This window comes from Pseudonocardia benzenivorans CB1190 (genome assembly GCF_000196675.2).
GTDB classification, from domain to species: Bacteria; Actinomycetota; Actinomycetes; order Mycobacteriales; family Pseudonocardiaceae; genus Pseudonocardia; species Pseudonocardia benzenivorans.
Map to the genome: position 1 here is coordinate 435,959 of NC_015312.1, position 20,473 is coordinate 456,431.

Sequence of the window (20,473 nt, forward strand, 5' to 3'; positions counted from 1 at the left end):
CTTCCGGACACGACGAAGGCCACCCACCCGAAAGGGGGTGGATGGCCTCCGTCGTGACCTGCGGCGACGCCGTCCCGTCAACGGACGACGACGCCCTCGGCGATCAGCCGACCGGGTCCTCCACAGGGGTGTCCGCGATGGCCGTGGAGCGGCGCTTCGAGACCACGACCGCCGCGACGATGATCGCGACCGCGACCAGCGCGATGACGACGCGCAGCGGACCCGACGCCGAGTCGCCGACCGAGAACACCACGATGGCCGGGGCGATCAGCACCGAGACCAGGTTCATGACCTTGATCAGCGGGTTGATGGACGGGCCTGCGGTGTCCTTGAACGGGTCACCGACGGTGTCGCCGATGATCGTCGCCTCGTGGGCGGGCGAGCCCTTGCCGCCGTGGTTGCCGTCCTCGACGAGCTTCTTCGCGTTGTCCCAGGCGCCACCGGAGTTGGCGAGGAAGATCGCCATCAGGGTGCCCGCCGCGATGGCGCCGGCCAGGTAGCCGGCCAGCGGGCCGACACCGAGGCCGAAGCCGACCGCGATCGGGGCGAAGATCGCGAGCAGACCGGGGGTGGCCAGCTCGCGAAGCGAGTCACGGGTGCAGATGTCGACGACGCGGCCGTACTCCGGACGCGTCGTGCCCGCCATGATCCCGGGGTCGCTGCGGAACTGCCGCCGGACCTCGAACACGATCGCGCCCGCGGCGCGGGTCACGGCGTTGATCGCCAGGCCCGAGAACATGAACACGACCGCGGCACCGATGATCACACCGACGAGGGTGTTCGGCGAGAACACCTCGAAGGCGAACGCGGTGCCCACGTCGGACGCCGCGGCGCCGGCCTTCGACAGCGCCTGGGTGATCGCGTCGCGGTAGGACCCGAACAGCGCGGTGGCGGCGAGCACCGCCGTCGCGATCGCGATGCCCTTGGTGATGGCCTTGGTCGTGTTCCCGACCGCGTCGAGCTCGGTGAGGATGCCGACGCCGTCGCCCTCGACGTCGCCCGACATCTCCGCGATGCCCTGCGCGTTGTCGGAGACCGGGCCGAAGGTGTCCATCGCGACGATGACGCCGACCGTGGTCAGCAGGCCGGTGCCCGCGAGTGCCACGGCGAACAGCGCCACGGTGATCGACGCCGTCGCCAGCGCGAACGCGCCGAACACGGCCGCGCCGATGACGATCGCCGTGTAGACGGCCGACTCGAAACCGATCGAGATGCCGGCGAGGATGACCGTCGCCGACCCGGTCAGCGACGACTGGCCGACCGTCTTGACCGGCTTGTCCTCGGTTCCGGTGAAGTAGCCGGTCAGCCACAGGATGACGCCGGCGAGCACGATGCCGATGATCACCGCGATCGACGCGATCATGCGCGGGTCGGCCCCGCCCATGGCCGCGACGACGGTCGTGTCGGTCGGGGTGCTCTGGCCGTTGTTGCCCAGCTGGCCGAACGAACCCGGCAGGTACAGGTACGCCGCGACGACGCACAGCACGGCCGAGATCAGCGCCGAGATGTAGAAGCTGCGGTTGATCGCCTTGAGGCCGCCCTCGTTGGGACGGGCCCTGGTGATGTAGACGCCGATGACCGCGGTGATCACGCCGATCGCGGGGACGATCAGCGGGAACAGCAGGCCCTGCAGGCCGAACGCCGCGCTGCCCAGGATGAGGGCCGCGACCAGCGTCACCGCGTAGGACTCGAACAGGTCGGCGGCCATGCCCGCACAGTCGCCGACGTTGTCACCGACGTTGTCGGCGATCGTCGCGGCGTTGCGCGGGTCGTCCTCGGGGATGCCCTGTTCGACCTTGCCGACCAGGTCGGCACCGACGTCGGCGGCCTTGGTGAAGATGCCGCCGCCGACACGCATGAACATCGCGAGCAGCGCGGCGCCGAACCCGAAGCCCTCGAGGACCTTGGGGGCCTCACCGGCGTAGGACAACACGACGAGCGAGGCGCCGAACAGGCCGAGGCCGACGGTGAACATGCCGACCACGCCGCCGGTGCGGAACGCGATCCGGGTGGCCTTCTCGCGGCCGCCCGCCTCGCGCGAGGCCGCGGCGACGCGGATGTTGGCGCGGGTGGCGAGCCACATGCCGAGATAGCCGATCGTCGCGGAGAAGACCGCGCCGACGATGAAGAAGATCGAGCGACCGATGCGCTCGCCGATGCCGTCCGCGGGGAGCGCGAAGAGCAGAAGGAACACGATCACGACGAAAATGCCGAGCGTGCGGAACTGTCTGTTGAGGTAAGCCGCGGCACCTTCCTGGACCGCTCGGCCGATGTCCTGCATCTTCTCGGTGCCCTGGCCTGCGGCCAGAACCTCCCGGAGCAGTACGTAGCCGATGGCCAGGGCAGCGAGTGCGACCACCGCGACCACGCCGACGACGACGCGGTCGCTCGCGCCGAGCTCGAGGCCCGCTGCGAGGGTGGACGAGGGCATGCGTTCTCCTGGTTCGTGCGGACTCTAGGTACCAGGGAAACGTTGACGACATCCCTGGCGTCATGCTCGTCGTCCCTGGTGACAGCGACGACGGGCGTTCAGAGTGTAGGTGTGACCTGTCACGTGCACCGCGAAGGGTTGTCCGTATCGCACCTGTGGTAACGGTTCGATCACGAGTTCGCCGGGTTCATGATCGAGAACTCGCGGTCAGGAGCGCGCGTCCGACTGTCGGTGCGGTGTGTCAGGCTCGGCGGATGTCGTGCCCTCGGGGTCGCAGTGGTGGGAGGAGCATGCCGTGTCGGTGACGGACGCGTCGCGCGCCGTGGGAGCCGGCACGGGGCGGGGCGACCGGCTGCTCGCGCGGGTCCTCGCCGGGTCCGACGTCGGGGACGTCGTCTCGCCGCTGCGGCACAGCGTGCAGCTGCCCGCGCGTCCCGGCAGGCCGGCGGCGTGGCCCGGGTGGGTGCCGGCCGTCGTCGTCGACGCCCTGCGCGCCCACGGCATCGACCGGCCGTGGACGCACCAGGTCGAGGGGGCCGAGCTCGCCCACGCGGGCCGGGACGTCGTCGTCGCCACCGGGACGGCGTCGGGGAAGTCGCTGGTCTACCAGCTGCCCGTGCTCACCCGGTTCGTCGCCGACCGCCGCGCGACCGCGCTGTACCTCTCGCCCACCAAGGCGCTGGCCGCCGACCAGCTGCGCGCCCTCGAGGCGCTCGACGTGCCCGATGTGCGGGCGACGACCGTCGACGGCGACACCCCGGCCGAGGAGCGCGACTGGGCCCGGCGCAACGCGCGCTGGATATACAGCAACCCCGACATGCTGCACCGGTCGATCCTGCCCCGGCACGCGAGCTGGGCGACCTTCCTGCGCCGGCTCAGCTACGTCGTGGTCGACGAGTGCCACACCTACCGCGGGGTCTTCGGCTCGCACGTGGCGCTGCTGCTGCGCCGGCTGCTGCGGGTCGCCGCCCGCTACGGCGCGCGGCCGACGATCGTGCTCGCCTCCGCGACCGTCGCCGATCCCGGGCCGTTCGCGACGGTGCTCACCGGCCGCGACGTCGCCGCCGTGACCGACGACGGCTCGCCCCGCTCCGCGCGGACCGTCGCGCTCTGGGAACCGCCGCTGCTGCCCGAACTGTCGGGGGAGAACGCGGCGCCGGTGCGCCGCGCCGCCGGGACCGAAGCCGCGCGGATGCTGGCCGACCTCGTCGTCGAGGGCGCCCGGACCCTGGCGTTCGTCCGGTCGCGGCGCGGTGCGGAGCTGACGGCGATGGGGGCGCGGCGGCTGCTCGCCGAGGCCGCGCCCGAGCTGGTCGGCCGCGTTGAGTCCTACCGCAGCGGCTACCTGCCCGAGGAGCGTCGCGAGCTGGAGGCCGCCCTGGCCGGTGGCCGGCTGCTCGGCGTCGCCTCGACCAACGCGCTCGAGCTGGGGATGGACATCGCCGGGCTCGACGCGGTCGTCGTCGCCGGGTTCCCGGGGACGCGAGCGTCGTTCTGGCAGCAGGCGGGGCGTGCCGGGCGGGCGGCGGAGGAGGCCCTCGTCGTCCTCGTGGCCCGCGACGACCCGATGGACACCTACCTCGTCCACCACCCTGACGCGCTGCTCGGTGCGCCCGTCGAACGGTGCGTGCTCGACCCCGCCAACCCCTACGTCCTGGCGCCGCACCTGGCCTGTGCGGCGGCCGAGCTCCCGCTCACGGCGGCCGACCTCGACGGTGTCTTCGCCGGCACGCCCGCCGAGGCGGTCCTCGACGCGCTGGTCGACGACGGTGTCCTGCGCAGGCGGCCCACCGGCTGGTTCTGGCCGTCGGCCAGCGAGTGGCCTGCGTCGTCGGTCGACATCCGGGGGTCCGGGCTCGGGCAGATCGCGCTCGTCGAGGCCGGGACCGGGCGGATGCTGGGCACCGTCGACGCCGGCTCCGCCCCCGCCACCGCACACCCCGGCGCGGTGTACCTGCACCGTGGGGAGAGCTACGTCGTCGACTCGCTGGACCTCGACGCCGGGCTCGCGCTCGTCCACCCCGACAACCCCGACTGGCGTACCGACGCCCGGTCCACCGCCGACGTCGAGATCGTCGCCGAGCTGTGCCGGTCCGAGCACGGGCCGGTCGGCGTGAGCTACGGCGAGACCCGGGTGACCACGCAGGTCGTCGGCTACCAGCGGCGGGCCCTCGACGGCCGGGTGCTGGAGACGGTGCCGCTCGACATGCCCGAGCAGACCCTGGACACCCGCGCGGTCTGGTACACGATCGACGACGCGGCCCTCGCCGACGCCGGGATCGTCCCTGCACGGATCCCGGGGGCGCTGCACGCCGCCGAGCACGCCGCGATCGGGCTGCTCCCGCTCTTCGCGATCTGCGACCGGTGGGACATCGGCGGCATGTCGACGGCCCTGCACCCCCAGACCGGGCTGCCGACCGTGTTCGTCCACGACGGGCATCCCGGTGGCGCGGGACTCGCGGAGCGCGGGCACGGCGTCATGCAGCGGTGGCTCGCCGCCACCCGGGCCGCGATCGCCGAGTGCGAGTGCCGGACCGGCTGCCCGTCCTGCGTCCAGTCCCCGAAGTGCGGGAACGGCAACAACCCGCTGGACAAGGCGGGGGCGGTCGTCGTGCTGGACCTGGTGCTGGGCGCCCTGCGGGGCTGAGCACGCCCGGCGACCCGGCCGGGACCACCGCCGAGCGTGACGGCCGCCGCCGGCCGACCCGTCGGGGGCCGGACCGGCCGGCAGCGGCCCTGTATGCGGTGGAGCCGAATGGGGGTCGGCTCTAAGGCGCTCCGGCCCCACCGCGGTCTGGGGAGCGTGCTCGGCGTCGGGGTTCCGGCGACGTGCCGTCACCCTGACGTGGTCTAGTAGGTCAGCCGGACCGGGTCGTCGCCACCCGTCGTCGCCGATCGGTGCACGTGCAACGACGAGCGCCGCTTCCTGTGTCGCCGGGTGGCAATCCGGCGCCGGACGTGGGATAACGGCGCGCGTACCGGTCCGGGGCCCCCGCTCGTCCGGAGCGGTCGACCGCTCGGCGCGCGCCTTGGCCCTGTCGGTGGGCGTGCTTCCGCCGACCGGAGCGCGGCGAAACGGACGCCACCGACCTCGGGCGCTGGGCCGGATGCCGGTCACGGACAGCGGCGTCACAGCCCACCGTCCGGGCGCTCGACGGGACCGGCGCGGGCGCGCGCGTGTGCCTCGGAGCCACCGAACAGGGAGAACGCCCTGGTCACGGTCACCTCCACGACCGCGTCCCACCCGTCGAGGGTGCACCGGCGCACCGTCGAGCCCATCGCGGCGGCGACCGCCTCCGCGCGGGGACAGGCCGACCGTTCGCCGAGCGCGGCGTCGGTGGCTGCGGCGAGCGCGGACAGGTCGGCGGCGGCCTCGGCCCGATGCCGGGCGAGGACGGCCGATCCGACGTCGACCCCGACCGCCGCGATCGCAAGGAGCAACGCCGCGACGGCCGCGCCCCAGACGGTCGCGACGCCGGAGTCGTCGGCCGGGACGCCGGGGCGGCCGCGGCCGACGCCGCCGGGTGCGCAGCCCACGGCCCGCCGGGCGGCGTGGGCGTCGTCTCGTGGCCGCCGCGGCGCCGGGTTCGTCCCGGTCCCGACCGCCTGACGTCGCGGGGCCCGCCGCGTGGCCCGTCGCGCGATCCGACGCCGTCGACGCGGCCGACGCAGGCCGGTGCCGGAGAGGATCAGCAGGCCTGCGCCCGCCTCGCGTCCCGCACCGCTCGGGTTCGGACCGGGCACCGCGTCGGCTCCGCCGGAGCCCGCGGCCGGCGGTTCCTCGTCGCCGGCGGGGCCGGGCACGGGACCGGACTCCGGCTCGGCGACCGCGACCGCCCGGCCGCCGACCTGCAGCGGGAGCGGCCGGACGGGCGCCGCGGTCACGACGACGAGGATCTCGTCGCCGGAGGTCGTGATCTCGACGGCGGCTCCCGGCGGAGCCAGCCGGCCCGCCACGGCGCGACCCCGTTCGGGCTCGCCACGTGCGGCCAACCGGGCGGCCTCACGAGCGGCGTCGGTGCAGCGCACCGCCGCCACGACGGTGAGGACGGCACCGACGGCCGCGAGCGTCACCAGGACGAGAACCCCCAGCACGAGCGCGGCCTCGACCGTCACCGCACCATGGTCGTCCGGGGGTCTGCGGCCGGTCAGACCGTCGTCGACAGCGCGCGTTCGACGAGGCCGGTCAGCGCGGTCACGACGTTCTCCCCGCTCACGACGCTGTAGAGCACCGCGGCGAACGCCGCCGCGGCCAAGGTGCCGATCGCGTACTCGACCGTGCTCATCCCGGCGTCGTCGGCGAGCAGCCGACGGGCCCGGCGCAGCAGGGCGGTCCGGAACCGCACGGGAACCCGCGGGGGCGGCAGCATGCGGGACATCGCGCGGGACATCAGTCGGGACATGGTGTTCTCCTTCTCGGGTGTGGAACCGACCGGACGGGTCGGGCGTGTGCACGGCTCACCACCGGGCCAGGGCGTCGCCGGCGAGCCCCACGACGACGGGGGCGATGCCGAGCACGAGGAACGCGGGCAGGAAGCACAGCCCCAGCGGGCCCGTGATCGTCACCGCGGCACGTTGGGCGCGGGCGCGGGCGGAGTCGACGGTCTCGGCGCGCAGCCGCTGTGCCTCGGTCCGCGCGACGTGCGCGATGCCGGCGCCGGTCGCGGCGGACCGCCGGGCCGCGCGGGCGAAGGCGACGAGGGCAGGTCTGCCGTCGACGGCCTGCCAGGCCTCAGCCGGATCGGCGCCCAGCTCCAGCAGTCCCGCGACCCGACGCAGGGCACGCCCGCTCGGTCCGTCCAGCTGCGCGGCCCCGGCCTCGACGGCCGTCGACACGGGCATCCCGGCTTCCAGGCACACGGCGAGCAGCTCCCAGCCGGCGGCGAGTGCGGAGGCGCTCTCGTCGGCCGCGGGCGCGCCGCTGCGCCGGGCGAAGACCACCAGCCCGGTCCCGACGGTGAGCGCCACCACGGCTCCGGCGACCGCACCGCCGACGAGCAGGCCCGCCGCGCCCGCCGAGACGCTCCCGGCGACGGCCCAGCGCAGGCGCAGCGGCGCGGGCGACGGCGCGGTGCGCAGCACGGGATCGCGTCGCCCCAGCGCGCGCAGCCGCGCGCGGCCGACATGCGGGTCGGTGGCGACGAGGGCTGCCGCGCCGACCAGCAGCGCGACGGCGACGAGCGCGGTCATCGGGGCACCGCCGCCCGCAGGATGTGTTCCGACCACGCCACGCCGGCGGCCGTCAGCAGAGTTCCGCAGCCGAGCAGCAGGGTGCCCAGGAGACCGTCGCGCAGGACGCCGAGCGGGTCGGCCCCCATGAGCTGGCCGAATGCCAACCCGAGCAGCGGCAGCAGGGTCAGCACCGTCGCCGTCGCACGCGGGCCGGCGAGCTCGGCACGCACCCGGTTGCCGAACTCGACGCGCCACCGCAGGTCGGCGGCCACCGCCGCGAGCACCGTGGCGAGCGGGACGCCGTGCCGGTCGGAGAGCGTCCACGCCGCGGTGACCCGGTCGACGTCCGCGGCGAGCCCGGCGGGCGCGGCCGCGCGGGCCAGCGCGGTCGGCACCGTCTCACCCAGCTCGGCCGCGCCGAGGGCGGGCCGCAGCGCCGCGCGGGCGGCGGCACCGTCGGCGTCGATCCCGGCGAGCGCGGCGCCCGGATGGGCTCCGGCCCTGAGCTCGTCGCAGATGCGGGCCAACGCCTCGGCCAGCTCGAGCCCGGCGACGGCGGCCGCCGCGTCGGCACGTCGGCGGCTGCGCCTGCGCAGCCAGGTCGAGCCCGCGACCGTCCCCGCGAGCGCGCCGCCGGGGCCTGCGACGACACCGGCGACGACCGCCGCGGCGACGACGGCCCACAGCGCGGGGGTGGGCCGCGGCAGCCGTCGGCCCACCGTCTGCGACGAACCGCCGAGCACGTGACGCAGCCGGGCCGTCGGGTGCTCGGACGGCAGCACCGCGGCGGCGGCCGCGAGTGCGGCGAGCGCCGCGCTCACCACGGCGGCACCGTCCCGCGTTCGGCCAGCAACGCGCCCAGCCGGGCGCGTCCCTCACCCCAGCCCGCAGCTCGGGTCCACGCCGGGGACAGCGCGACGAGGCCGTCGCGACGGTCGAGCACGCCGACACCGTCGAGGACCCGGCGCCCGTCGCGGCGGCTCATGTGCAGCACGACCTGCACCGCCGCACCCAGCTGGCTGTGCGCGGTCGGCGGGCTCATCCCACCCAGCGCGGCGAGCGCCTCGATCCGCGCCGGCACCTCCGCGGCGGAGTTGGCGTGCACGGTGCCGGCGCCGCCGTCGTGCCCGGTGTTGAGTGCCGCGAGCAGCTCACAGACCTCCGCGCCGCGCACCTCGCCGACGACCAGCCTGTCGGGGCGCATCCGCAGCGCCTGGCGCACGAGGTCGCGCAGCGCGACCCCACCCGCGCCCTCGATGTTCGCGGGCCGCGCGACGAGCCGCACCACGTGCGGATGCCGCGGCCGCAGCTCCTCCGCGTCCTCGACGGTGACCAGCCGTTCCGCGGGATCGGCCGCGGCGAGCAGGGCGGCGAGGATCGTCGTCTTGCCGCTGCCCGTCCCGCCGGAGACCAGCATCGCCAGCCGGGCCGCGACCACCGAGCGCAGCAGCGCCTCGCCGGTCGCGTCGAAGGTGCCCAGCGACGCGAGCGAGCCGAGATCGTGGGCAGCGGGCCGCAGGACCCGCAGCGACAGGCACGTCCCGTCGGCGGCGACGGGCGCGAGCACCGCGTGCAACCGGACCCCCGCGTCGGGCAGCCAGCCGTCGACGCAGGGGCTGGCGTCGTCGAGCCGGCGGCCGGCGGCGAGCGCCAGGCGTTGGGCCAGCCGCCGGACGGCCGCCTCGTCGGGGAACGTGATCGGGCTGCGCTCCAGCCCGGTGCCCCGGTCGACCCAGACGGCGCCGCCGCTGACCAGCACGTCGGTGGTGCGGGGATCGCGGAGCAGACCGTCGAGCGGGCCGACGCCGACGAACTCCTGGCGCAGCGTGCGCAGGGCGGCGAGGGTGTCGAGGTCGGAGACGACACCACCGGCCTCGGCCCGGATCGCGGCGGCCACGGCCGCGGCCGTGGGCTCACCTCCCGCCTCGGCGAGCCGGGACCGGACGCGGTCGACCAGCGCGGTCACGACGTCCACCCGCTGCGGCTGAGCCGGGCACGGTCCTGCAGCTCGGCGAGCAGGACGGCGGCGGCGTCGGCGAGCGGGCCCCGGTCGGCGGGTGGGAGCCCGCGCTCGAGGCGGCGGTCCAGGTCGTTCTGCGTCCGCATCGCGACCAGGAGCGGTACGTCGAGGGTGCGGGCGACGTCGTCGGGGGTGATGCCCTGGCTCGGGCCGCGCACGACCAGGCCGACCGCGCAGGCGTGCTCCGCGAGCACCGCCGTGACGCGGGACGCCGCGGCGCAGGCCCGCACGTCGGCCGGGACGACGAGCACGGTGAGGTCGGCCCTGGCCAGGGCGGTCGCGCCGGCCTCGGTGGGCTGGCGCGGCACGTCGCACACCACGGTGTCGCCCGCGCGCCGGCCTGCGTCGATCACCGCACGCAGCCCGGCGGCTCCGGGGCCGGGCCCGGTCCGGTCGCACGAGAGCACCGACAGGGTGCGGTCGCCCATCGCGGGGAGCGCCTCGTGCAGCGCGGCGGCGGGGACCCGACCGTCCATCACCGACAGCTCGGGCCAGCGCACCCCCAGCACGTCCTCGGCGCCGAGGAGCAGGTCGAGACCGCCGCCGAGCGGGTCGCAGTCGAGCAACAACGTCCGGCGCCCGTCGCGAGCGGCGCGCAACGCGACGGCCGCGGCGAGGGTCGATGCGCCAGCGCCGCCGCACCCGCCGGTGACGGCCAGCACGGCTCCCGGTGGCCCGCCGCCCTCGCAGGCCTCGGTGAACGCCGTGACCATCCACAGCTCGCCCTCGGGCAGCTCGACGATGTTGGCCGCGCCCGCCCGCAACCCGAGCTGCCACGCGTGCGGCGGCGGCGTACCGGCCGTGACCAGCACGATGCCGTCGCGGCGGGGGAACGGGAACCGGGCGCACCGCTCCGCGGCGGCGACATCGACCACGACCATCGAGGCCGCGGCCCACTGGCGGCGGGCGTCGGTCGGGTCGATCGCGCGGTGGACCTCGGCACCCGCAGCGGCCGCGAGCCGCAGTACGGCGTCGAGCAGGTCGGGATCGTCGACCATCACCAGTGCCCGTCGCGCGTCCATGGCTCCGCACCTCCCGTCGGCGCCGTCGGGTGGCGGCGCGCTGTTCGTCGCCAAGCGTGTCGGCCGCGACGGCTCGTGAGGGGCGATGCACAGACGACTGTGGACAGCTCTGTGGAGTTGTGGACTGATCGTCGGCGAGGTGCGTGTGGACGGGCGGATCGTCGGTGGCGCCTGGCACGATGCCGCGGGGACCACCGGCCCGGGCGGCCCGCCACACCGCGGTGCACGGATCCCCGCCTGCGCCGCAACGGGATCGCTGCGCCGGCTCGCCCGGACATGGGACGACCCCCGCCAGGGGGGAGTGGCGGGGGTCGTCGTTGGGTTCAGCCCCGGGGGGTCGAGCTGAACCACGGGCCCGGCGCGCGGGCCGGGTCAATCGTAGCCGGATTCGGGCCCCGATGTGTGTTCCTCTCGGGGATGTGCTTCACCCCGTCGGCGGACGGTGCCGCGCGGCGTGACGCGGGGTCGTCACGTTCATCTGGCAAGCTCCCGCGACGTGCCGGGACCGCCTCCTCACGTGCCGACGTCGGCGGCCTTCTTCGACCTCGACAAGACGATCATCGCGGGATCGAGCGCGCTCGCGTTCAGCCGGCCGTTCCGCAGCCACGGGCTCATCGGCAGGCGGGCCGTCCTGCGCAGCGTCTACGCCCAGATGATGGTGCTCGCGTCGGGCGCGGACGCCGACACGATGGACATGCTGCGCAAGCGCATCACCGCACTGTGCGCCGGCTGGGAGGTCGAGCAGGTGCGGTCCATCGTGGCCGAGACCCTGCACGAGATCGTCGAGCCGCTGATCTACGCCGAGGCGGCGGACCTGATCGCGGAGCACCACGCGGCGGGCCAGGAGGTCGTCGTCCTCTCGGCGTCGGGGCTGGAGGTCGTGGAGCCCATCGCCGCGCTCGTCGGGGCCGACCGCTGCTTCGCGACGAGGATGACGGTGCGTAACGGCCGCTACACGGGCGAGATCGACTACTACTGCTACGGCGAGCACAAGGCCGAGGCGGCGCGGACCATCGCCGCCGAGCGCGGGTACCGGCTGGCCGACTGCCGGGCCTACTCCGACTCGATCACCGACCTCCCGCTCCTCGCCGCGGTCGGCCATCCGACCGTCGTGAACCCCGACCGGGCGCTGCGCCGGGAGGCGGAGGAACGTGGCTGGCCGATCCTGACGTTCGCCGATCCGGTGACGCTCGGCTCGCGGCTGCGGGTGCCGCGCGCGACGACGGTGGCGGCGGTCGGGGTCGGCGCGGTCGCCCTCGCGGGAGTCGGGCTGATCGGCCGCCGGTCGTGGCTGCGGACCCGGCGCTGAACAGCGCGAACATACCTTGATACTGACCGGAGCGTGTGCGGTGCAGCCGCCAACCGGGTTCCGTAGGACCCCCTTTCGTCACCCGGAGTTCGTCTCACGGTGCACCCGATCCGACCCTTGATGTGCCTGCCGTCACGCACTACAAATGAGGTCACGGACCCCGGTCGGCCAGGGGCGGTACGGCAGAGAAGTAACCGTCCCCCCCGAACGGGCTCCGGGCACGAGCGCCGGGCACTCCACGCACAGCACGCCGCGGGAGGCATGTCGTCGTGGGCCTGCGTACCGGGACGCCGGACGCCGAGGCCGGAGCACGACACGTAGTGCACGCCTGGATCCTGGATGGTCGTGCGAGGAGGGCGGTACCCGCGAGGGTGCCGCCTTTCTCATGTCCGGACCCCGACGGACCAGTGCCTGGTCAGCGGACCGGACCGGTGCCTGGTGGACCGGACCGAACCGGTGCGTGGCCGGCGGACCGTGCCGGGTCTCAGGCCCGCGACTCCGCGATGGACGTCGCTTCCCGCGCGCCCGCCTCCCACTGCGCGCAGCAGTGCAGCACCCAGGTTCCCACGCCCTCGGCGCCGCCTGCGGCGAACGCGGCCGCGGCGCTCCGGTACTCCGCGAGCCGGCGCAGGTGCCCGACCTCCGGCACCACGAGGGACTTGGGGTCCAGCCCCGACGCGGTGGCGGCCAGCCGCGCGGCGGCCCGGGCGACCACCCCGTCGGCGGTACCGAAGGGCGCGAGTGCGAGCAGCTCGCCGTGCACGACGGCGACGAGGACGGGCGCGGGCACGGCCGTCGCACCCGTCACGAGGTCGGCCAGCAGCGACAGCCGGTCACCGGTCCCGGGGCGCGGCCTGCCGAGCTCATCGGGATGCCGCGGCACGGGGACCAGGTCGGCGGCGGCCAGGACGTGCAGCCGGGCGAGCGCCTGCAACGGGGAGGACTTCCACACCGGTACGAGCCGGGCGTGCTCGTCGGCCACCCGAACGGCCCCGGCGAGCAACGGGTCGGATACCAGGTCGGAGGTCGTCGGCGTCAGCGGCGCCCCGTCGATCGCCGCCGACGCCCGCGCCCCGCGCAGCGCGCCCTCGGCGGCGTTCGCGGGGAAACCCCGCCGGTTGGCAGGATGGTTGTGCACGGCGACGACGGCGTCGCGGACCCGGCCGACGGCGTCGGAGACACCCGGCAGGGTGACGAAGGGGGCCAGCGGGTCGGCGGTCGGGGACGGTGCCACCGGCACATGCTGTCACCCGGCCCGGGCCGAACGGGTCACGCGGTGCGGGTCCCTGTCCCGACGGGCAGTGCGCCCCTGTCGTAACCGACGGTGCGTCGCGCGCCCGCGCGCACTACCGTTCGGCCCGATGACGGTGACGTCGTCCGCGGCCCGCTGCGCCCGGAGCGACGCCCGGAGCCACGAGGAGGACCTGAGGAAATGGCCGAGTCCGGCGCCACGTTGAGCAACCTTTCCCACGAGGACCGCACCTTCCCGCCGAGCGAGGAGTTCGCCGCCCAGGCGAATGCGACGGCGGAGTGGTACGACCGGGCCGACGCGGACCGCGAGGCCTTCTGGGCGGAGCAGGCCGACCGGCTGACGTGGTCGAAGAAGTGGGACTCCGTCCTGGAGTGGGACGCCCCGTTCGCGAAGTGGTTCGTCGGCGGACAGCTCAACGTCGCCTACAACTGCGTCGACCGGCACGTCGAGGACGGTCACGGCGACCAGGTCGCGTTCCATTGGGAGGGCGAGCCGGGCGACACCCGCACGATCACCTACGCGGACCTGCAGCGCGAGGTCTGCAGGACGGCCAACGCGCTCACCGAGCTGGGCGTGGGCAAGGGCGACCGGGTCGCGATCCAGCTGCCGATGATCCCCGAGGCCGCGTTCGCGATGCTGGCCTGCGCGCGGCTGGGCGCGCTGCACAGCGTCGTCTTCGGCGGGTTCTCGCCGAGCGCGCTGCGCTCGCGCATCGAGGACGCCGAGGCGAAGCTGCTCATCACCTCCGACGGCCAGTACCGCCGCGGCAAGCCGGCGCCGATGAAGGAGAACACCGACCAGGCGGTCGCCGACACCCCGACGATCGAGCACGTGCTCGTCGTGAAGCGGACCGAGACCGACGTGCCGTGGACCGAGGGCCGCGACGTGTGGTGGCACGACATCGTCGACCGGCAGCCCGACACCCACGAGTACGAGTCGTTCGACTCCGAGCACCCGCTCTACATCCTCTACACGTCGGGGACGACGGGGAAGCCGAAGGGCATCCTGCACACCTCGGGCGGCTACCTCACCCAGGCGGCCTACACCCACCACGTCGTGTTCGACCACAAGCCGGGCGAGAGCGTGTACTGGTGCACGGCCGACATCGGCTGGGTGACCGGGCACAGCTACATCGTCTACGGGCCGCTGGCCAACCGGGCGACGTCGGTGATGTACGAGGGCACGCCGAACACCCCGCACGAGGGCCGGCACTGGGAGATCGTGCAGAAGTACGGCGTCACGATCTACTACACCGCGCCCACGTTGATCCGCACGTTCATGAAGTGGGGCAAGGAGATCCCGGAGAAGTACGACCTCTCCTCGCTCAGGGTGCTGGGCAGCGTCGGCGAGCCGATCAACCCCGAGGCCTGGATCTGGTACCGGGAGAACGTGGGCCGCAACAATTGCCCGATCGTCGACACCTGGTGGCAGACCGAGACCGGGGCGATCATGATCTCGCCGCTCCCGGGCGTCACCGCGGCGAAGCCGGGCTCGGCGATGCGCCCGCTGCCGGGCATCAGCGCCGAGGTCGTCACCGAGGAGGCCGAGCCGGTCGGGCCCGGCGGCGGTGGGTACCTGGTGCTCGACAAGCCGTGGCCGGCGATGCTGCGCGGCATCTGGGGCGACGAGGAGCGCTACCGCGAGACCTACTGGTCGCGGTTCGCGAAGCAGGGCTACTACTTCGCGGGCGACGGCGCGAAGTACGACGACGACGGCGCGATCTGGCTGCTCGGCCGCGTCGACGACGTCATGAACGTCTCCGGACACCGCATCTCGACGACGGAGGTCGAGTCCGCGCTGGTCTCCCACCCGACGGTGGCGGAGGCGGCGGTCGTCGGTGCGTCGGACCCGACGACGGGCCAGGGCATCGTCGCGTTCGTCATCCTGCGCGGCGGGGTCGCCCAGGACGAGGCGAAGGGGGCCGACGCCATCAAGGCGCTGCGCGACCACGTGTCCAAGGAGATCGGGCCGATCGCCAAGCCGCGCCAGATCATGGTCGTCGAGGAGCTGCCCAAGACCCGGTCCGGCAAGATCATGCGTAGGCTGCTGCGTGACGTGGCGGAGAATCGTGAGGTCGGCGACGTCACGACGCTCGCGGACTCGTCGGTCATGGACCTGATCTCGGCCGGCCTGCAGGAAGGAAAGGGCGACGACTGAGTCACGAGGGCCGCTGGCGAGGCTCGGCTTCCTCACCATCGGCCTCTTCGACGGCGCCGACCCGGGGCCGGGACACGAGAACACGCTGCGGACGATCGAGCTGGGCGAGCAGCTCGGGTTCGACAGCGCCTGGCTCCGGCACCGTCATCTGCAGTACGGGATCTCCTCGCCCGTCGCCGTCCTCGCGGCGGCGTCACAGCGCACCCGGCGGATCGAGTTCGGGACCGCGGTGACGCCGCTGGGCTGGGAGAACCCGCTGCGGCTCGCGGAGGACCTGGCGACGGTCGACCTGCTCTCGGGCGGTCGGCTGAACCCGGGGGTGAGCGTCGGCCCGCCGCGCAACCTCGACGCGGTCCGCGAGGCGCTGTACCCGGGGGTCGACGAGGACTTCGGCGACGCGCGTCTCGTCCGGCTGCTCCGGCTCGTCGCGGGCGAGCGCGCGAGCACGTTCTCCGGCACCGAGGGGTTCGAGGTCTACTCCGAGCGGGTCGAGCCGCACTCGCCCGGGCTGCGGTCGCGGATGTGGTACGGCGCGGCGAGCCTCGGCTCGGCACGCAGGGCCGGCGGGCTGCGGATGAACCTGTTGACCAGCAGCGTCGTCCGTGCGGAGGGCAACGAGGCGGCGGGGTTCGCGGCCATCCAGCGGAGCCAGATCGAGGCGTTCCGCCAGGCGCATCCCGACGGCGAGGCCGCGCGGGTGTCGCAGGGGCTCGTCGTCGTCCCGACCGACTCGGCGACGTCCGAGCAGCGCGCGAAGTACGAGGCGTACGCCGCGGCGCGGACCCCGCGCACGGCGCGCCCGCAGGGGCCGGCGGGAATGCTGTTCGCCCGGGACGTCGTCGGCCCGTCGGAGTGGATCGCCGAGCAGCTGCAGGCGCACGCGGCCTTCCAGCTCGTCGACGAGGTCGTGTTCGCCCTGCCGTTCAGCTTCGAGCCCGAGGACTACGTCCAGATCCTCACCGACATGGCGACCAAGCTCGGTCCGGCGCTGGGCTGGTCCCCGGCCGGCTGAGCGGTCCGGACCCGCGGGCTCCTCGGGCTCAGCCCGCGGAGTGCAGCCGGGCCAGGAGCGCGTCGGCGTCGGTCGTCCGGAGCATGTCCAGCGCCATCCGCGCGTAGCGACGCCCGATCTCCGCGGGGGTGATCGGCCCGCCGGGCCGGTACCACTGCGGCAACGACGTGCACATCGACGTGATCGCCCGCGCCGACAGCTCGGGGGAGCCGGAGACGCTCACGCCGCCTGAAGATCAACCTGCAGGTGACGGCCGGGTTCCGGGCCGGCGGGGGATCTCCCCGCCGGTCCGGACCGCTGTCCCGGAGCGCCCGGACGTCGCCCGAACGTCGCATCCACCAGGGGATTCGCCGCGTACCCTGTGTGAAGTGCCGCCGGTCGAGCCCCCGACCCCGATCGACGACACACCCACGCCCACGGCTGGAAGATCATCACGTCGGCGCTGGTGGTACGCGGGTGCGGCAGTGGTGCTCGTCGTCGTGGCCGCGCTGCTGGCCTGGTGGCTCGTCCCGGCCGGGCCACCGCCGCTGACCAGGGCCGACGTCGACCAGGCCGTGCAGAACGGGCTCACCAAGGCCCAGCAGGACGCCGCCGCCGCGCCCGCCGACGCCTCGATCGCCTACCGGACCATCGGCCCGTCGCTGGTCGTCGTGACCTCCGAGCGGCCGGGCCCGGCGTCCGTCGAGGGCCTGCTGGGCACCGGCGTCGTCGTCTCCGCGAAGGGCCAGGTGCTGACGGCCCTGCACGTCGTCGAGGGGGCCTCGCGCGTGCAGGTCACGTTCGCCGACGGCACGAAGTCCGACGCCGCGGTCGCGTCGGCCCAGCCCGAGAACGACATCGCGGTGCTGGCGGTGGCCCAGCTCCCGCAGGTGATCGTGCCCGCGGTGCTCGCGGGGACGCCCGACGTCGGCGAGGCCGTGTTCGCGGTGGGGAACCCGCTCGGGCTCCAGGACAGTCTGTCCGCGGGTGTGGTCTCCGCGCTCGGCCGGACGATCACCGCACCCGGCGGGGTCACGCTGACGAACCTCATCCAGTTCGACGCCGCGGTCAACCCGGGCAACAGCGGGGGGCCGCTGGTGAACCGGGCGGGGCAGGTCGTCGGCATCGTCACCGGGCTCGCCAACCCGTCCGACCAGGACTTCTTCGTCGGGATCGGGTTCGCCGTCCCGATCGCCACCGCCGCCGGGGGCGCCGGCGGACCGCAGCAATAGGGGGAGCCGTGCCGGAGGAGACGAGCGGGCCGCTGGAGCAGACGCTCTACGAGGTCAAGAAGACCATCGTCGGGCAGGACGCGCTGCTCGAACGCATGCTCGTCGCGCTGCTCGCCCGCGGCCACCTGCTCGTCGAGGGCGTCCCGGGCCTCGCCAAGACGATGGCGGTCAAGGCGCTGGCCAACGCCGTCGGCGGGGAGTTCCAGCGGATCCAGTTCACGTCCGACCTGGTGCCGGCCGACGTCGTCGGCACCCGGATCTTCAACCAGCGCGAGGGCGGGTTCGAGGTCTCGTTCGGGCCGGTGTTCACCAACCTGCTGCTCGCCGACGAGATCAACCGCGCTCCGGCCAAGGTGCAGAGCGCGCTGCTGGAGGTCATGCAGGAACGACAGGTCACCATCGGACGGGAGAGCTTCCCCGCTCCCGACCCGTTCCTCGTGATGGCCACCCAGAACCCGATCGAGTCCGAGGGCACCTACCCGCTGCCGGAGGCCCAGCTCGACCGCTTCATGCTCAAGGTCCTCGTCGGTTACCCGAGCGCGACGGAGGAGTTCGTCGTCGTCGAGCGGATGACGACGCCGCCCGTGTCCACCACCGCGGTGCTCGATCTGGACACGCTGCGCGCCCACCAGCGCGCGACCGAGGCCGTCTACGTCGACCCGCAGATCATCGAGTACGCGGTGACGCTCGCCGCGGCCACCCGCGACCTGTCCGCAGCCGGGCTCGGTGAGCTCGCGCGCTACGTCTCCTTCGGGGCGAGCCCGCGGGCGTCGATCAACATGGTGCTGGGGGCGAAGGCGCTGGCGTTCCTGCGCGGGCGTGACTACGCGCTGCCCGGCGACGTCCGGGAGCTCGCGCGCGACGTGCTGCGCCACCGCATCGTGCTCTCCTACGAGGCGCTGGCCGACGACGTCTCCGCGGACGACCTGCTCGACCGGGTACTGGCCGCCGTCGAGCAGCCGGAGGTCGAGCCCGTGCGGCGCACGGCCCCGGCGCCGTGACGAGCCCTCGCCCGCTCACCCCCGAGCGCGTGCTGCGCAGGCTGGAGTGGCGGGTGCTGCGCCGGCTCGACGGGCGGCTGCAGGGTGACCATCGGACCGCCTTCCGCGGCACCGGGATCGACGTCGCCGACCTGCGCGAGTACCAGCTCGGCGACGACCTGCGCCACATCGACTGGAACGTCACCGCCCGCACCGACGTGACGCACGTCCGCGAGTACCTGGAGGACCGCGAGGTCACCGCCTGGTTGGTGCTCGACGGCTCGGCCTCGATGGAGTTCGGGCCGATCGAGCGGCGCAAGCACCTCGTGCTCACCGAGGTGGCGACGGTCCTCGCGCAGCTGCTCTCGCGCGGCGGGAACCGCGTCGGCGCCCTGCTCTTCGACAGCGCGTTGCGCGAGACGATCCCACCGGGGAGCGGGCGCAACCAGGTGCTGCGCATCCTGTCCCGGCTGCTGCGGCCGCACGACGGCGCACCGGACGGGACCGACTTGGCGGGCGCGCTGCGGGCCGCGACCGGGATCCTGCGGCGGCGGAGCCTGGTCGTCGTCGTCTCCGACTTCCTCGCCGACGACGGCTGGCAGCGCCCGCTCGGCCTGCTCGCCCGGCGCCACGACGTGGTGGCCGTGCAGGTCGTCGACCCGCGCGAGTTCGAGCTGCCCGCGGCCGGGATGGTCTACGTCGAGGACGCCGAGACCGGTGAGGTCATCCTCGTCGACACCGGAGACGCGGAGTTCCAGGCCCGGCTGCGCGCCGTCGCCGAGCAACGGCAGGCCGCGCTGGCCGCCGACCTGCGCTCGGCCGGTCTGGACCTGCACACCGTCGGCACCGACGAGGACCTCGTCCGCGCGATGTTCCGGATCGCCCAGCTGCGCAGGCGGCGACGCTGATGTCGGGGATGACCTTCGCCTGGCCGTGGGCGCTGCTCGGGCTGCTGCTCGTGCCGCTCGTCGTCGTCGCGTACCTGCGGCAGCAGCAGGCGCGGGCGTCGCGGCGGGCGGCGCTGGCCGAGGTCGGGCTCGTCGCGCCCGCGCCGCGGTCGCCGTGGCGACGCCGGGTCCCCGTCCTGCTGTTCCTGCTCGCCCTCGTCGTGCTGCTGGTCGGGTTCGCCCGTCCCGAGGCGACGGTGCCGCAGCCGCGCCGGGAGGGCACCGTCGTGCTCGCCTTCGACGTGTCGGGGAGCATGGCCGCCACCGACATCGCGCCGACCCGGCTCGAGGCCGCGAAGGCGGCGGCGCGCGGGTTCGTGCAACGGCAGCCCGCGGCGGTGCGCATCGGGATCGTCGCCTTCGGGGCCACGGGCCTGGTCACCCAGCAGCCGACGTCCGACCGCGCGAGCGTCGTCGCCGCGATCGACCGGCTGAGCCCGCAGGGCGGGACCGCGCTCGGCGGCGGCCTGCAGACGGCGCTCGGCGCGATCGTCGGCAAACCGGTCGTCGTGCCCGGGTCGGACCCGGGCGGCGGCCCCGAGCCGTCCGGCCCGGACCTGGGCTACCACGGGTCCGCGGCCGTCGTGCTGCTCACCGACGGGGAGAACACGGCGCAGCCCGATCCGCTGCAGGTCGCCGACATCGCCTCGACGGCCGGGGTGAAGGTCTACCCGATCGGGCTGGGCAGCCCCGCGGGCACGGTGCTGCAGATCGACGGCTTCCAGATCGCGACGAGGCTCGACGAGCCGCTGCTGCAGCAGATCGCCGACCGGACCGACGGCAGGTACTTCGCCGCGTCCGACCCGGCCGCGCTCGCCGCGGTGTACGACGCCGTCGAGCTGGAGTGGACGGTGCAGGCCGAGCACATCGAGGTGACCGCGCTGTTCGCGCTCGCCGCCGTGCTCCTCGCGGTCGCCGGCGCGGGGCTGTCGCTGGCCTGGACCGGGCGGGTGGTGTGAC

The 20,473-nt window shown here is 74.5% G+C and carries 17 protein-coding genes; 8 read left to right on the top strand and 9 right to left on the bottom strand.

Features of this window, described 5'->3' with window-relative positions; all coding sequences use genetic code 11:
• Nucleotides 1–103 precede the first annotated feature (103 nt).
• On the bottom strand, nt 104–2,431 hold the full coding sequence (locus PSED_RS02065; protein ID WP_013672610.1) for a sodium-translocating pyrophosphatase: 2,328 nt from the start codon (nt 2,429–2,431) through the stop codon (nt 104–106).
• A gap of 295 nt (nt 2,432–2,726) precedes the next feature.
• Between PSED_RS02065 and PSED_RS02070 the strand changes: the two genes are divergently transcribed.
• Nucleotides 2,727–5,078, top strand: a complete 2,352-nt coding sequence (locus PSED_RS02070) for a DEAD/DEAH box helicase (RefSeq protein ID WP_013672611.1) — start codon at nt 2,727–2,729, stop codon at nt 5,076–5,078.
• Between the two features lie 482 nt (nt 5,079–5,560).
• Here the strand turns inward: PSED_RS02070 and PSED_RS02075 are convergent, their stop codons facing one another.
• Genes PSED_RS02075 through ssd form a run of 6 tightly spaced genes read right to left on the bottom strand, consistent with a single transcriptional unit; the run spans nt 5,561 to nt 10,645 of the window.
• Nucleotides 5,561–6,547 (bottom strand): Rv3654c family TadE-like protein, encoded by a 987-nt coding sequence (locus PSED_RS02075; RefSeq protein WP_013672612.1) that lies wholly within the window; start codon nt 6,545–6,547, stop codon nt 5,561–5,563.
• 32 nt (nt 6,548–6,579) lie between these two features.
• Nucleotides 6,580–6,834 (bottom strand): DUF4244 domain-containing protein, encoded by a 255-nt coding sequence (locus PSED_RS35240; protein ID WP_013672613.1) that lies wholly within the window; start codon nt 6,832–6,834, stop codon nt 6,580–6,582.
• A gap of 55 nt (nt 6,835–6,889) precedes the next feature.
• Nucleotides 6,890–7,621, bottom strand: a complete 732-nt coding sequence (locus tag PSED_RS02085; protein ID WP_013672614.1) for a type II secretion system F family protein — start codon at nt 7,619–7,621, stop codon at nt 6,890–6,892.
• Complete coding sequence (locus tag PSED_RS02090; RefSeq protein WP_013672615.1) at nt 7,618–8,427, bottom strand: type II secretion system F domain-containing protein; 810 nt, start codon at nt 8,425–8,427, stop codon at nt 7,618–7,620. Before PSED_RS02090 ends, PSED_RS02085 begins: the two co-directional genes overlap by 4 nt.
• Complete coding sequence (locus PSED_RS02095) at nt 8,421–9,569, bottom strand: TadA family conjugal transfer-associated ATPase (RefSeq protein ID WP_013672616.1); 1,149 nt, start codon at nt 9,567–9,569, stop codon at nt 8,421–8,423. The genes PSED_RS02090 and PSED_RS02095 overlap by 7 nt, the downstream gene beginning before the upstream one ends.
• Nucleotides 9,566–10,645, bottom strand: coding sequence for a septum site-determining protein Ssd (gene ssd, locus PSED_RS02100; protein ID WP_013672617.1), 1,080 nt, complete (start codon nt 10,643–10,645; stop codon nt 9,566–9,568). Before ssd ends, PSED_RS02095 begins: the two co-directional genes overlap by 4 nt.
• 496 nt (nt 10,646–11,141) lie before the next feature.
• Here ssd and PSED_RS02105 point away from each other — a divergent pair, with 496 nt between their 5' ends.
• Nucleotides 11,142–11,954: an HAD family hydrolase gene (locus PSED_RS02105; protein WP_013672618.1), complete on the top strand. Its 813-nt coding sequence runs from the start codon at nt 11,142–11,144 to the stop codon at nt 11,952–11,954.
• A 484-nt stretch (nt 11,955–12,438) separates the two neighbouring features.
• Here the strand turns inward: PSED_RS02105 and PSED_RS02110 are convergent, their stop codons facing one another.
• On the bottom strand, nt 12,439–13,194 hold the full coding sequence (locus PSED_RS02110; protein WP_013672619.1) for a hypothetical protein: 756 nt from the start codon (nt 13,192–13,194) through the stop codon (nt 12,439–12,441).
• Nucleotides 13,195–13,386: 192 nt separating this feature from the next.
• On the opposite strand from PSED_RS02110, the gene acs reads away from it, so the two are divergent.
• Nucleotides 13,387–15,363 (top strand): acetate--CoA ligase, encoded by a 1,977-nt coding sequence (acs, locus tag PSED_RS02115; protein ID WP_013672620.1) that lies wholly within the window; start codon nt 13,387–13,389, stop codon nt 15,361–15,363.
• 13 nt (nt 15,364–15,376) lie between these two features.
• Complete coding sequence (locus tag PSED_RS02120; protein WP_041759195.1) at nt 15,377–16,375, top strand: LLM class flavin-dependent oxidoreductase; 999 nt, start codon at nt 15,377–15,379, stop codon at nt 16,373–16,375.
• A gap of 28 nt (nt 16,376–16,403) precedes the next feature.
• On the opposite strand, the gene PSED_RS02125 is transcribed toward PSED_RS02120, so the two are convergent.
• Nucleotides 16,404–16,598 carry a TetR-type transcription factor C-terminal domain-containing protein gene (locus PSED_RS02125; RefSeq protein WP_041759197.1) on the bottom strand — a complete coding sequence of 65 codons (195 nt, stop codon included), beginning with the start codon at nt 16,596–16,598 and terminating at the stop codon, nt 16,404–16,406.
• A gap of 241 nt (nt 16,599–16,839) precedes the next feature.
• On the opposite strand from PSED_RS02125, the gene PSED_RS02130 reads away from it, so the two are divergent.
• From PSED_RS02130 to PSED_RS02145, 4 genes are read left to right on the top strand one after another with little or no spacing between them, the layout of a single operon-like run.
• Nucleotides 16,840–17,586: a S1C family serine protease gene (locus PSED_RS02130; RefSeq protein ID WP_202946343.1), complete on the top strand. Its 747-nt coding sequence runs from the start codon at nt 16,840–16,842 to the stop codon at nt 17,584–17,586.
• An 8-nt stretch (nt 17,587–17,594) separates the two neighbouring features.
• A complete protein-coding gene (locus tag PSED_RS02135; RefSeq protein WP_013672622.1) occupies nt 17,595–18,587 on the top strand; it encodes an AAA family ATPase in 993 nt (330 codons plus the stop codon).
• Nucleotides 18,584–19,474, top strand: coding sequence for a DUF58 domain-containing protein (locus PSED_RS02140; RefSeq protein WP_013672623.1), 891 nt, complete (start codon nt 18,584–18,586; stop codon nt 19,472–19,474). Before PSED_RS02135 ends, PSED_RS02140 begins: the two co-directional genes overlap by 4 nt.
• 8 nt (nt 19,475–19,482) lie before the next feature.
• Complete coding sequence (locus tag PSED_RS02145; RefSeq protein WP_041760320.1) at nt 19,483–20,472, top strand: vWA domain-containing protein; 990 nt, start codon at nt 19,483–19,485, stop codon at nt 20,470–20,472.
• Nucleotide 20,473 lies beyond the last annotated feature (1 nt).